We start from the raw sequence: 13,532 nt of genomic DNA, 5'->3' as shown, positions 1-13,532 counted from the left end.
TTTGCTACCGCGGAATCAAAAATAGTATCTGATTAGGATCCGAAATAGGCATTGCTCCTTTATATTCTACATTATTTGCCAATGTCTAGGATACAACAACCCAAGCTTTGACTGGGCTTTGGCTAGGAATCGAAGGATTAATATTCTTAGAAGGCCGATTTTCTATACTATATATACTAGGAAGTAATTCTAAACAATAGAACAAAACGCTATTTGAAAACAAATACCCTAGCCCGGATAGTAGCGGAAATCCTTATGGGACGGTCCCGAAACTTCGGGACGCAACATAAGATGGTAACGGATAGCAGGAAATAGCTCCTAGAAAATCTAATCCTATATATAATGTATAAACTTGTACTTATATATTGTATGTATTTTTGTAATGCGCTATATTTGCAGTCACAAAATTAAAAACAATGATTAAGATTAGTTTGCCCGATGGGTCAGTTAAAGAGTTTGCAGCAGTAGTTACTCCTATGGATGTTGCTATTAGCATTAGTGAAGGATTTGCCAGAAATGTGATTTCGGCTTCTTTTGATGGTACAATTGTGGAAACTACGACTCCTTTGACAACGGACGGCAGTCTTATATTATATACTTGGAATGACGAAGGTGGTAAAAAAGCTTTTTGGCATTCGACTTCGCACGTGATGGCACAGGTTCTTGAGGAAATGTATCCTGGAATACAACTTACTCTTGGACCAGCAATAGCCAATGGCTTTTACTATGATGTGGATTTTGGAGACCAAAAAATCACGGATGCGGACTTCAAAAAAATTGAGAATCGCATATTAGAAATTTCGAGAGAGAAACACGAATTTAGACTTCGTCCTGTTTCTAAAGCCGAAGCCTTGGAAGTTTATAAAGACAATGTTTATAAAACGGAGTTAATTTCGAATTTGGAAGATGGAACGATTACTTTTTGTGATCATTCTAGTTTCACTGATTTGTGTCGTGGTGGTCATATTCCGAATACTGGCATCATCAAAGCTGTGAAAATTATGAGTATTGCGGGAGCTTACTGGCGTGGTGATGAAAAGAACAAACAATTGACTCGTGTTTATGGTACTTCGTTCCCAAAACAGAAAGACCTCACCGAATATTTAGAATTACTAGAAGAGGCAAAGCGTCGTGACCATAGAAAATTGGGAAAAGAGCTTGAATTATTTGCTTTCTCAGCGAAAGTGGGTCAAGGATTGCCTTTGTGGTTGCCAAAAGGCGCTGCACTTCGTGATAGATTAGAGCAATTTTTGAAAAAAGCGCAAAAGAAAGCGGGTTACGAGCAAGTAGTCACTCCTCATATTGGACAGAAAGAATTGTACGTGACTTCAGGTCATTATGCTAAATACGGCGCTGATAGTTTTCAACCGATCAATACTCCTGCTGAAGGGGAAGAGTTTTTATTGAAACCTATGAACTGTCCTCACCACTGTGAAATCTACAATGTAAGACCTTGGTCATATAAAGATTTACCTAAGCGTTATGCTGAATTTGGCACTGTATATCGTTATGAGCAAAGTGGCGAATTGCACGGTTTGACTCGTGTTCGTGGTTTTACTCAAGATGATGCCCATATCTTCTGTACTCCTGACCAATTGGATCAAGAGTTTAAAAACGTCATTGATTTGGTATTGTATGTTTTTGGTTCATTAGGATTCGAAAATTTTACTGCTCAAATTTCACTACGTGACCAGGAGAACCGAGAAAAATACATTGGTAGCGATGAAAATTGGGAGAAAGCAGAAAATGCGATTATCAATGCTGCTGCTGATAAAGGATTGAAAACTGTTGTCGCTTATGGCGAAGCGGCTTTCTATGGTCCAAAATTGGATTTTATGGTCAAAGATGCCCTTGGAAGACAATGGCAATTGGGAACTATTCAGGTGGATTACAACTTGCCAGAGCGTTTCGAATTGACTTACAAAGGTTCTGACGATCAATTGCATACACCGGTAATGATTCACAGAGCACCATTTGGATCTATGGAACGTTTTATTGCTATTTTGATTGAACACACGGCAGGAAAATTCCCGCTTTGGCTTATGCCAGAACAGGCTATAATCTTGTGTTTGAGTGAGAAATATGAAATATATGCGAAAAAAGTTTTAAATCTGCTAGAAAATCACGAAATTCGCGCCCTTATTGACAACAGAAATGAGTCAATTGGAAGGAAAATTAGAGATGCAGAGATGCAGAAAACCCCGTTTATGCTGATTGTAGGCGAGGAAGAAGAAAAAAACGGAACCATCTCTGTACGTCGTCAAGGACAAGAAGGAAATGGTAATATGAGCGTCACAATTGAGGAATTTGCTGCAATTGTAAACGAAGAAATAGGCAAAACATTAAAAGTATTTACAGTTTAACTTAAAATTATAAAGTCATAGCAATAAGAAGCAATAGAGGTTATCAGCCTCGAGTAGAAAAAAAAGATGCCCATAGGATAAATAATCTTATCCGTGGTGTACAAGAAGTAAGGCTTGTAGGTGAAAATATCGAGCCAGGAGTTTTTAAACTTTCAGAGGCATTACGATTAGCCGATGAGTTTGAACTGGATTTAGTTGAAATTTCGCCTAATGCAGAACCGCCTGTTTGCAAGATAATGGACTATAAAAAGTTCGTTTATATGCAAAAGAAACGCGAGAAAGAGCTTAAAGCAAAATCTACTCAAATTGTAGTGAAAGAAATTCGTTTTGGCCCTCAAACCGATGAGCACGATTATGAGTTTAAAAGAAAGAACGCTGAAAAATTCCTGAAAGAAGGTTCTAAATTGAAAGCTTTTGTTTTCTTTAAAGGGCGTTCGATCATTTATAAAGATCAAGGTCAAATCTTATTATTGAGATTGGCTACCGATCTTGAAGAATTTGGAAAAGTGGAAGCAATGCCCGTTCTCGAAGGAAAGAGAATGATTATGTTTATTGCTCCGAAGAAGAAAAAGTAGTATTCAGTTAACAGTGGTCAGTGTTCAGTTGTAAAACTTTAAACCTGAAACTTTAAACTAGAAACAAAAATAAGTAAGTAAGAATAAATTAAAACACTAGGAAAAAATGCCTAAAATGAAAACCAAATCTAGCGCCAAGAAACGTTTTAAAGTTACTGGAACTGGAAAGATTAAAAGAAAACATGCTTTCAAGAGTCACATCTTGACTAAGAAATCTAAAAAACGTAAATTAGCTTTGACACACTCAGCGCTAGTTCACAAAACAGATATGAAAAGCATCAAACAACAATTAAGAATTATATAATGTTTGTTGTTTATAGTTTGTTGTTTATGGTTTTCAACCCTAAACTCTAAACTCTAAACTCTAAATTTTTTATTCTTTAGGTTAAAACAATTTAAAATAACCTTGGAGTATGGCCTTAAGTTCCCTTGATTGAATTCGGGACGCCTGCTACAAAAAAAACAGAAAAATTATGCCAAGATCAGTAAATTCAGTTGCTAAGAGAGCAAGAAGAAAAAAGATAATGAAGCAAGCCAAAGGTTTCTTTGGTCGTCGTAAAAACGTTTGGACAGTTGCTAAAAATGCGGTTGAGAAAGCCATGTGCTATGCTTACCGTGACAGAAAAGTGAATAAAAGAAATTTCCGTTCTTTATGGATTCAACGTATTAACGCTGGAGCTAGATTAGAAGGAATGTCTTATTCAGAACTAATGGGAAAAATCAAAAAGAACAATATCGAATTGAACCGTAAGGTTCTTGCCGATTTGGCTATGAATCACCCAGTAGCTTTCAAAGCAATACTTAATAAAGTAAAATAAACGTTTTATCAACTCAATTTAAGATTACTTACTTATAGAGAAATCCCAATCGAAAGGTTGGGATTTTTTGTTTCCTCCCTCCAGCCCTTTCCGAAGGAAAGGGAGCCGAAACTGGAAGATATTATACGATGAGTAAAGACTTCGGATCAATCCAGAAAACTTGCAGTATTAGATAGTAAAGCTACCACATAACTATTTTTGACCACATTACCTAAAATAAAACCAGAAGTAAAAATAGTATTATCAAACAATATTTAAAATACGAATCATTATTTGAAAATGTATTTATTAATAATATATTTCGATATGGGTTTCAGTGTTTTTTCTGTTTCTGGATGCAAACCTGGTTGATTGAAATATTCGTATTGCTTTTTATCCTGAGATTTTCCATACCAAACTAAAGGATTGTCAGTATCCCCATTTTTGAAAAAAGTGGTCGTATCACAAACAGTTATCTTTTTGAAATTATCTAAAACATCTTGATTTAAATGAATAACTTTTGAAGTGTTTTTCACTTTGTCGTATTCAACAGCTTCATAATGATTTTCTACCCAAACCATACAATTCTTATTTGGGAAAAATATATTTTTGACACCATAACTCACAGAGCTAAAGACTAACAAAGGAATCACCGCAAAAGCTATTTTCTTTGAAACACTCTTCTTATTAAATTCTTTAAAAACTAACTCCTTTTTAATATCTTCCTTTACTATCCTTTCCTCTTTTTTTACAATCTCATTTATAGCCACATCCTCTGTCAATTCTTCCTTGTTTCCAGACATAAACTTCCTGTAAGGTCTTGGATTAAAATCTACCAAAAACGCTATTACATCCAAATTTACAATTCTGGTTGTTTCCGTTTTTCCTTTAAGAAAATTACTGATTGGTCTTAATTTATCTGCCTCAAAATTCTCAATCTGTTTCTGCTTGGTAGATTTATCATCAAACTCAAAAAACCTATCCAGTATTTCATGATCCAATCTGTTGGATCCTTTATCCCACAATAGTAAACATAAATTCTTCAATTCAGCGGGTGAAGGGTTCAACAAAAAACCTGAGAACTCTCCTGTTTTTGCTACTTCATATTTCACTTTTATTCCCTTTTTATAATCATCGGAAGTATTCTTGTTCATAGTCTTTATGGAATTAATCGGAAACGTTTGGAATTGTTCGGAATTCTCGTAATGATTGGAATCCGTTGTCAATTTTCAGTCTAAAACCCATTTCCTTTGCTTCAGAATTAGTTCTTGTCTTGACCTGCAATCCAGACAAATGTACGAAACTAGTTTTAAAAAAAGTGTTGCTAAACAGTATGACATGTTTATCCGGGAAGTATAAATCCTGCTATTCTGTTTCAGCGCACTTCTTACCGATAGTTATTTCAAATTAGTTTAATAATCCCGATAGCTAAAGGGAGAACCAAATGAAATATACATCGGCATTATACCAAAATCCATTGGAATAAAACACAATGGTTGATGGTAACACTTCCCAAAAAAAACAAAAGAGCAATCCTTTTTGAAAGGTTTTAGCTCAGGCAAGGATTCGATTTCAGTATCGGACAGCCCAAACTATGTCTAATTTTTAATTCCAAAAAAATGAAAAGAATAATTTTAGTATCGATGTATGTAATTGCCAGTATTGTTATGATTTCGTGTACTGATGATACAGCAGAAACAAGCACAAATAATATTACAGAAAAAGTGGTAGCCGATGTTTCAGGTGATCCAATCCCAATTCCACCACCAAAACCATAATCACATTGGAATTTATTTAAACGGATTTAAATTTATTTAATAAATTTCTGTAATTTCGGGGAATGATAATCAAAAAGTTACATTCCCCGATTTTGGTTTTATTAACCCTATTTTTGCTCCTCCAATCTTGCGAAAAAAAATCCATAAACAACCCTAATAAGAAGAGTAACATAGCCGAAATAGATCGCCTCATTGACCTTGGAGACAAACATTTTGAAAATGTAAAATACGATAGTGCCTACTATTATCACAGCAAAGCAAAATCACTCTGCGATGCAAAAACAGACAATACACGAATCCTATATTCGCTGGCTAGAATGTCCGAAATTCAACAAAACCAAGGAGATTATACCGGTAGTGAGACTACTGCCATTGAAGCTATTCCCTATTTGAAAACCTCTTGTGCCCCCTCCTACGAATGCTCTATTTATAATTTACTGGGGATTGTTTATATGAAACTCTATGACTATGACAATGCCCTCTATTATTACAATAAGGGATTAAATTTAAAAATCGACACCATTCGGAAATTAAAATTTAAACACAATATAGCTGTTGTATATATGGCGAAACAAGATTACAATCGAGCCATAGAAATACTACTCTCTTTGGCCTCACGAAAAGACATCATAAACGATCCTGCATCATTTTCAAAAGTAATTGATAATTTAGGCTATTCGTACTTCAAAATGGGTAATCCTATAGGCATTGACTATATGAATCAAGCCTTGAAATTAAAAAAACAAATAAAAGGTGATTGGGGTTTGGCTTCTAGCTATCTCAATCTAACCAAATATTATAGAGAATCTAATCCACGATTAGCCAATTATTATGCCAAATTAGCCTACGAAAAAGCTACAAAAGCCAACAATGTTGATGACCGATTGGAATCTATAGCCTTATTAATTCAATCCAGTACTGGAAATGAATCGAAATTCTATTCCGAAAAATACATCCACATTAATGACAGCATCACTAAAGTAAGGCAGAATGCCAGAAACCAATTTGCTAAAATAAAATACGATTCTAAAAAAGAAAAGGAAGAAAATCAATACTTAAAAACGCAGAAAGCCCTATCGGCACTTGAATTAGAAATACAAAAAAACAGAAATCTATTCTTGTGTTTTCTTATAGTAATAGGTTCTTTATCTACAATTTTTTTATATTATTTTTTAAAAGCAGTCAACAAAAAAGAAAAAATCCAAACTTCTTACGAAACTGAAACTCGAATTGCTAAAAAATTACACGACGAACTGGCAAACGATGTCTATCATACTATGGCTTTTGTCGAAACTCAGGATTTGTCTTCGAGTCAAAACAAAGAAATATTACTCACTAATCTTGACACCATTTACTCCAGAACCCGCAACATTTCAAAAGAAAATAGCACTATTGACACCGGATTGCACTTTGTAGCTGGTCTCAAAGAAATGATGTCTAGTTTCAATACTGATGCGGTCACCATTTTGATAAATGGTATGGATTCCGTGAACTGGAATGCTTTGGAAACTAATAAAAAAATCATCGTTTATCGTGTGCTGCAAGAACTACTAGTTAATATGAAAAAGCACTCTCAATGCAGTTTGGCCGCCATCACTTTCAAAAAAAATAAAAATAAATTACAAATTGATTACAGTGATAACGGGCTAGGAGCCGCCTCTGATAAAATAAGTTCGAGAAATGGACTCCAAAATGTGGAAAACCGTATTCTAGTTATAAAAGGAACTATTACTTTTGACACTAAACCTGGAAAAGGATTCAAATCAAGTTTCACCATTCCAATATAACTCACTATTATGTTTAATAAAGTTTTAGTTGCCGAAGATTTTGACAGCATTAGTATCACGGTTGAACAAGCGCTTTCAGAACTTTCGGTTTCGGAAATTCACCATGCCAAATACTGTGATGATGCCCTTTTGAAAATAAAAAAAGCACTTCTTGACGCGGCTCCTTATGATTTGTTGATTAGTGATTTATCCTTCAAAACGGATCATCGGGAGAATCAATTAACCTCTGGTGACGAATTGATTGCAGCCGTAAAAAAAGTACAACCTGCTATCAAAACTGTAGTTTTTTCTATTGAAGACAAATCCTTCAGAATCAAATCCCTTTTTAATAATTTAGGGATTAATGCTTTCGTTGCCAAAGGAAGAAACAGTATTCCGGAGCTCAAAAAAGCCATTCAAGGTGTTTTTGACAATGACTCAAAAATCCTTTCTAAAGAATTGGCTCACACCCTAAGAGACAAATCCTTAATCGAAATTGAAACGTACGACATTTTACTTTTAAAGTCGTTGTCCCGAGGATTAATATTAGACGATATCGCTTTGGATTTCAAAAATACGGGGGTATTTCCCAATGGCAGCAGTAGTATCGAGAAACGAATCAACAAACTCAAAATATTCTTCAAGGCTAATAATAACGTGCATCTCATCGCTATTGCCAAAGACTTGGGTTTGGTTTAATTTCAGGTTGCAGATTGCAGGTTGCAGATTTCAGGTTACAGATTTCAGGTTACAGATTTCAGGTTACAGGTGGCAGGTTTCAGGTTGCAGGTTGCAGGTTGCAGTTTTTAGAATATGGATTGTGACTTATATGTTTATGATTACTTCTTTATAGATTTTTACTTTCTTCACTTTTTTTTATTTTTTTTGGCTCTTTACGGTTTCCCGTAAGGATGTGCTTTTTATTGGATTTACTTTTGGTAAAAAAATTGTAAAAAACAATGAATCGATATTCCGTAAACGACCGCAACATCATCTCAGTAGGTTATGACGAGATGAATAAAACACTCGAAATAGAATTTAAACTTCAAGCCATTCATCAGTATTTTGGGGTGTCATTAGACGAATTTGTTGCCCTAATGAAAGCTCCAGAAATTGAAACTCATTATTTTAATTATGTGTATTGTCAGTATTATTTTGATGTAGATTAATTTATTTTTTCCCTTTACGGTTTCCCGTAAGGATGTTGTTTTTATTGCATTTAATTTTGGAATTATTTAAAACCTTATTATGGAAACGAGTCCTAAAATAAATTCATCAGCAGATAAAACATATGCTATCAAAGAAAGTTGTTCCCTAAAAAAATTAACTACTAAATGGGACAAATGCCTTGATGATTATAAAAACTATTTGAAGGAATACATCAAACACTACAAAAAATCGCTAAAAGGGAATCTCATTTCACTATCCAAATATCCTTATTTGAAAGCAAAATCAGAAGCCTTATCCGAACAACTCACTGGAGCGCAAAACGAAGGCCTTTTGACCGAAAAACAAATCCAACGAATAACAAAAATTCAAATAAAAACACTGTACACCAGCTGCACCTAACTATAAATTAAATCCTAAATAAAAAATCAACCTAGTTGTTTACTCCTACTTTGCTACTTGCCGCTTTCCTGTAACCCAAAAACAGAAAAAAACAACCCTCTATCTACTATAAAAATTACAAATTTGGTGATGATGTATTACCAGAGAGAAATACAAAAAACGCCAAGAAAAAAAAACTATCTCACAAATACAAGAGTAAAAAGTAGCCGTTACTAATTAAAAAATAAAAATAATTTCTCCAAATGAGGTTTCCCGTAAAGAAGTGATTTTTAATGGGTGTAGGTTTGGATCATAAATTAAAAATCATAATGATTATAAAAAACAAATTTATAATCCAAAATAGATCAAATTGAGATATTGTAGCTATAAATTCTAAATTTCGGCTAAAGCCAACTCAATATTCAATATATTTTCCTCCAGCTAAAGCTGGAGGCAATTGAATTCGAGATAGATCCTACAGAACTTGTTAAAAACTAATAACTTTAACCTATATTTTATTATATAGACTTCACTAATTTTAGAGATTAAAAAACTTAATTTTTCAAAATGCCATTATTCCAAAAATCGGTCATAGCAAAATACTTAAAAACTCAGGATAAAACGATACTTTCCAACCAATGGACTGACTTTAAAAATCATTTTCACAATCCGACTATCCAAGAAAATATCCGAAACAGCAAAGAAGAGCAATATCAAGAGGGATTTTTGAGGGATTTGTTCGTGAAAATTCTCGGTTACAGCCTTAATCCTGATGCCAATTTCAATCTTACCACCGAATATAAGAATGTAAAGGACAGCAAAAAAGCGGATGGCGCTATACTTATCGAAGAAAAGGTACGAGCCGTTATTGAACTAAAAGGAACAAACACCACCGATTTAGGAAAAATAGAAACACAAGCGTTTGGGTATAAAAACAACCAACCCGACTGTACTTATATCGTTACCTCGAACTTTGAGAAAATTAGATTCTATATTGACAATGCCATAGAACACATAGAATTTAATCTCTTCACGCTTACAGAATCTGATTTTGATTTGCTTTATTTGTGTTTGGGATTTAATAACATTGCAAAAAACATTGCTAAGTAAATTAAGGACGAATCCCTTAGCGAAGAAGACGTAATTACTAAAAAACTCTACAAGGATTACTCTCTTTTTAAAAGGGAGTTACACCAAAATTTGGTAGCCTTGAATCCCGATTATGAGCCTTTAGAACTGTTCAAAAAATCCCAAAAACTATTGGACAGATTTCTATTTTTGTTTTTTGGCGAAGACCGACACTTATTACCTCCAAATTCTGTTAGGCTGATTTTGGCACAATGGAATCAATTAAGAGAATTGGACGAATACACACCGCTTTATGACCGTTTCAAAAAATATTTTGGCTATTTGAATACTGGTTACAAGGGAAAACAATATGATGTTTTTGCCTATAATGGTGGACTTTTTATACCCGATGAAATTTTAGACAGCATAATAATAGATGATGACTTACTCTATAACCATACATTGAAGTTGTCCGAATATGACTTTGCAAGCGAAGTCGATGTAAATATTTTGGGACATATTTTTGAAAACTCCTTGAATGAGTTGGACGAAATAAAAGCGCAATTGGAAGGTCAGGAAGTGGACAAAACCAAAACCAAACGAAAAAAAGACGGTGTTTTCTACACCCCAAAATACATTACAAAATATATAGTCGAAAATACTATTGGCAAACTTTGCGAAGAAAAGAAAGCCGAAGTAAACATCATTGAGGAAGACTATTTTACCGACAAGAAAAGAACAAACAAAACCAAACAACCGTTACTAGAAAAACTTACCAATTACAGAAATTGGCTTTTGCAATTGACCATTTGCGATCCTGCCTGTGGTAGCGGTGCGTTCCTGAATCAAGCTTTGGATTTCTTGATTGAAGAACATAGATACATAGACGAACTCCAAGCCAAACTCTTTGGTGACGCAATGGTTTTGAGCGATGTAGAGAAAAGTATTTTGGAGAACAACCTCTTTGGTGTTGACCTTAACGAAGAAAGTGTAGAAATTGCCAAACTCTCCCTTTGGTTACGCACCGCACAGCCCAACCGAAAACTAAACGACCTGAACAACAACATCAAGTGTGGAAACTCCTTGATTGACAATGTTGAAGTGACGGGAGACAAAGCCTTTAATTGGCAAACTGCCTTTCCGCAGGTTTTTGTTAATGGCGGTTTTGACGTGATTATTGGGAATCCTCCTTATGTTTTTGCCAGAGATAATTTTAAACAAGAAGAAAAAGATTTCTTTGTGAAACAATATGTTTCTGCAAAATATCAAATAAATACATATTTGTTATTTATTGAAAAAACGGTTCATCTTTTAAAAGAAAAAGGAATTTACGGATTAATTATTCCTAACTCTTGGTTAATGATGTATTCTGGAGAAGGATTGAGAAAATTTTTATTAGAAACGAACAAACTAAACCAGATTATAAATTTAGCAGGATATTCTTTTGAAAGTGCCAATGTAGAAACGGTTATATTATTAGCAGAAAAAGCACCCATAAAAAATGAAAATTCAATTCAAATCCTTTTAAACAATGGAAATGAGTTTTATTTTTCTCATTCTAAACAACAAACTGAATTTGCCAACAATGAAGGTTTCGAATTTAAAGTGTTTTTAGATGATGAAAGTGAAGTTTTTAACACAAAAATAGTTGTGAATACTTTTCCTCTAAATGATTTGGTTGAAATTAAAGCGGGTTTAAAAGCTTATGAAAAAGACAAAGGAGAGCCAAAACAAAGTGCGGAAGATGTTATAAATAGAATTTATGATTACGATTATAAATTTGATAAAGACACTTATAAATATTTAGAAGGAAAAGATGTTGGAAGATATTTCACAAATTGGGCTGGCTCCTATCTAAAGTATGGTAAACAATTAGCTGCTCCTAGAACATTCAATTTATTTGACGGCAAAAAAACTATTGTTAGAGAAATAACGGGTAACTTTCCCAAATGTTTGATTGCTACATATTCAGAAGATGTTTATTTATTCAACATGAGTAATATTGCAATTATTGAAAAAGCAAATTCTGAAATTTCATTAAAATATATTGTTGCAGTTTTGAATAGTAAATTACTTTCATATTATTTTGTTAAAAATACTGCAAAATCTGTTAGAAAGTTATTTCCCAAAATCATTTTAAATGATTTGAGAAAATTTCCAATCAATAAAATCTCACTTATAGAACAACAACCCTTCATTGAAAAAGCGGATTTGATGTCTTCTCTAAACAAATCTATCCAAGAACTTTCTCAAAAATTTCAACGCACTTTAGAAAGGGAATTTGCCTTGCAGGAGTTGCCAAAAAAACTACAAGATTGGTATTCGTTGTCTTATGGCGATTTCATCAAAGAATTGGCAAAAAAGAAAGTCATACTTACATTATCTCAAAAAGCAGAATGGGAGGATTATTTTATCCAAGAACAGAAAAAAGCCATTGCCCTAAAAACAAAATCGACAAAACTGACAAGGAAATTGATGGAATGGTGTATGAGTTGTATGGGTTGACCGAGGAAGAGATTGGGATCGTGGAGGGTTTGAATTAATTTTTTTTATTATGGGAACATGAAACAATAGATTTGAATAGCCTTCAGCTTAAGCTGGGGGATATGAAAATTAGGATATTATAAGGCTTTAGCCGAAATTTATATTGAAAAATTAAAATAAAATTATGATTGAAATTTCGGCTAAAGCCTCTTTAATATTATATTATTTTTTGCCCTCCATCTAAAGCTGGAGGCAATTGAAAATTGGAGTAACAGGAAACAATTAGAAAAAAAATGAATAGCCGGATTTAGCAGGAGAATTTGAATAGCCTCCAACTACAGCTGGGGGATATGAAAATTAAGATATTATCAGGCTTTAGCCAAAATTTATATTGAACATTAAAATAAAATTCATATTTTTAAATTATGTCATTCATAAAAGTTTACATTCATTTTGTTTGGTCCACAAAAAACAGAGTGCCTTTTCTGGAAACCCGAGAAATTAGGCAAATTATGTGGAATCATATCCGCTAAAATGCAAAATAAAAAGGAATCCATATTGATTTCATCAATGGATATTCAGAACATTGTCATTGCTTGATATCTCTTGGAGTTAATCAAACCATTCAAAAAGTGATGCAATTAATAAAAGGAGAATCTTCTTTTTGGATGAATAAACAAAATTTAATCTTGGATAAATTTGAATGGCAGGATGAGTATTTTGCAATATCAGTAAGTGAATCAGTTTTAGACAAAGTAAGAAATTATATCAAAAATCAGGAGCAACACCACAGCAAAAAGACATTTGATGATGAATTTATAATCAAATATGGATTTCAAAGATTTGACGATAAATAATACTATTTTTGGCTAAAGCCATTTGAATTTAATTCATTTTCCTCCTCCAGCTAAAGCTAGAGGGAATTCAACAGATGAGAATTCAAAGCAAGAATGAATTCAAAGAAGGAGTGAATTGAAAGTGTCCCTAATTAGATGGTCAAATTTTTCTTTTTCTGAATTGCCTCTAGCCTTCAATTGCCCCCATTTTCAAATGGGGGAATACTAATAAATATTATGCTTATCCGTATTAACACCTAATTATTTTGTATCTTTAAAATCTAAATAGATTTGATATGAATATTTTAGATTTTTAT

10 protein-coding genes and 2 pseudogenes are annotated in these 13,532 nt (G+C 33.5%); 11 read left to right on the top strand and 1 reads right to left on the bottom strand.

The genetic code is table 11. The annotated features are described in order from the left end of the window. Window positions 1–416: 416 nt before the first annotated feature. From thrS to rplT, 4 genes are all read left to right on the top strand, one after another. Window positions 417–2,363 carry a threonine--tRNA ligase gene (gene thrS, locus FNW17_RS15735; RefSeq protein ID WP_143392052.1) on the top strand — a complete coding sequence of 649 codons (1,947 nt, stop codon included), beginning with the start codon at window positions 417–419 and terminating at the stop codon, window positions 2,361–2,363. Between the two features lie 17 nt (window positions 2,364–2,380). After that, window positions 2,381–2,938, top strand: coding sequence for a translation initiation factor IF-3 (gene infC, locus FNW17_RS15730; protein ID WP_394344383.1), 558 nt, complete (start codon window positions 2,381–2,383; stop codon window positions 2,936–2,938). Window positions 2,939–3,044: 106 nt separating this feature from the next. Then, complete coding sequence (gene rpmI, locus FNW17_RS15725) at window positions 3,045–3,242, top strand: 50S ribosomal protein L35 (RefSeq protein ID WP_143392054.1); 198 nt, start codon at window positions 3,045–3,047, stop codon at window positions 3,240–3,242. A gap of 169 nt (window positions 3,243–3,411) precedes the next feature. Next, entirely contained in the window at window positions 3,412–3,756 is a 345-nt protein-coding gene (rplT, locus tag FNW17_RS15720) for a 50S ribosomal protein L20 (RefSeq protein ID WP_132007375.1), read from the top strand. A 269-nt stretch (window positions 3,757–4,025) separates the two neighbouring features. Here the strand turns inward: rplT and FNW17_RS15715 are convergent, their stop codons facing one another. Beyond that, a complete protein-coding gene (locus tag FNW17_RS15715; RefSeq protein WP_144072152.1) occupies window positions 4,026–4,889 on the bottom strand; it encodes a hypothetical protein in 864 nt (287 codons plus the stop codon). 465 nt (window positions 4,890–5,354) lie between these two features. On the opposite strand from FNW17_RS15715, the gene FNW17_RS16410 reads away from it, so the two are divergent. From FNW17_RS16410 to tnpA, 7 genes and pseudogenes are all read left to right on the top strand, one after another. Next, complete coding sequence (locus FNW17_RS16410) at window positions 5,355–5,513, top strand: hypothetical protein (protein ID WP_185964862.1); 159 nt, start codon at window positions 5,355–5,357, stop codon at window positions 5,511–5,513. Window positions 5,514–5,575: 62 nt separating this feature from the next. Then, entirely contained in the window at window positions 5,576–7,300 is a 1,725-nt protein-coding gene (locus FNW17_RS15710) for a tetratricopeptide repeat-containing sensor histidine kinase (protein WP_144072151.1), read from the top strand. 9 nt (window positions 7,301–7,309) lie between these two features. Continuing rightward, the gene (locus FNW17_RS15705) at window positions 7,310–7,978 is read left to right on the top strand and encodes a response regulator (protein WP_143392057.1); all 669 of its coding nucleotides are present in this window, start codon (window positions 7,310–7,312) and stop codon (window positions 7,976–7,978) included. Window positions 7,979–8,238: 260 nt separating this feature from the next. Continuing rightward, window positions 8,239–8,448, top strand: a complete 210-nt coding sequence (locus FNW17_RS15700; protein WP_144072150.1) for a KTSC domain-containing protein — start codon at window positions 8,239–8,241, stop codon at window positions 8,446–8,448. 79 nt (window positions 8,449–8,527) lie between these two features. Beyond that, window positions 8,528–8,848 (top strand): hypothetical protein, encoded by a 321-nt coding sequence (locus tag FNW17_RS15695; protein WP_144072149.1) that lies wholly within the window; start codon window positions 8,528–8,530, stop codon window positions 8,846–8,848. 546 nt (window positions 8,849–9,394) lie between these two features. Further along, window positions 9,395–12,438, top strand: a pseudogene (locus FNW17_RS15690) (Eco57I restriction-modification methylase domain-containing protein). 366 nt (window positions 12,439–12,804) lie between these two features. Beyond that, window positions 12,805–13,236, top strand: a pseudogene (tnpA, locus tag FNW17_RS16605) (IS200/IS605 family transposase). Window positions 13,237–13,532 lie beyond the last annotated feature (296 nt).

The organism is Flavobacterium franklandianum (genome assembly GCF_007097365.1).
In the GTDB taxonomy this organism is placed as follows: Bacteria; Bacteroidota; Bacteroidia; order Flavobacteriales; family Flavobacteriaceae; genus Flavobacterium; species Flavobacterium franklandianum.
Note: the sequence above shows the minus strand (reverse complement) of the source record. Positions and strands in the feature narration are given on the sequence as shown.

Excerpts from the sequence above, each read along its gene's own strand:
- thrS (WP_143392052.1), top strand. The coding sequence starts at position 417 with ATGATTAAGATTAGTTTGCCCGATGGGTCAGTTAAAGAGTTTGCAGCA.
- rpmI (WP_143392054.1), top strand. The coding sequence starts at position 3,045 with ATGCCTAAAATGAAAACCAAATCTAGCGCCAAGAAACGTTTTAAAGTT.
- rplT (WP_132007375.1), top strand. The coding sequence starts at position 3,412 with ATGCCAAGATCAGTAAATTCAGTTGCTAAGAGAGCAAGAAGAAAAAAG.
- FNW17_RS15715 (WP_144072152.1), bottom strand. The coding sequence starts at position 4,889 with ATGAACAAGAATACTTCCGATGATTATAAAAAGGGAATAAAAGTGAAA.
- FNW17_RS16410 (WP_185964862.1), top strand. The coding sequence starts at position 5,355 with ATGAAAAGAATAATTTTAGTATCGATGTATGTAATTGCCAGTATTGTT.
- FNW17_RS15710 (WP_144072151.1), top strand. The coding sequence starts at position 5,576 with ATGATAATCAAAAAGTTACATTCCCCGATTTTGGTTTTATTAACCCTA.
- FNW17_RS15705 (WP_143392057.1), top strand. The coding sequence starts at position 7,310 with ATGTTTAATAAAGTTTTAGTTGCCGAAGATTTTGACAGCATTAGTATC.
- FNW17_RS15700 (WP_144072150.1), top strand. The coding sequence starts at position 8,239 with ATGAATCGATATTCCGTAAACGACCGCAACATCATCTCAGTAGGTTAT.
- FNW17_RS15695 (WP_144072149.1), top strand. The coding sequence starts at position 8,528 with ATGGAAACGAGTCCTAAAATAAATTCATCAGCAGATAAAACATATGCT.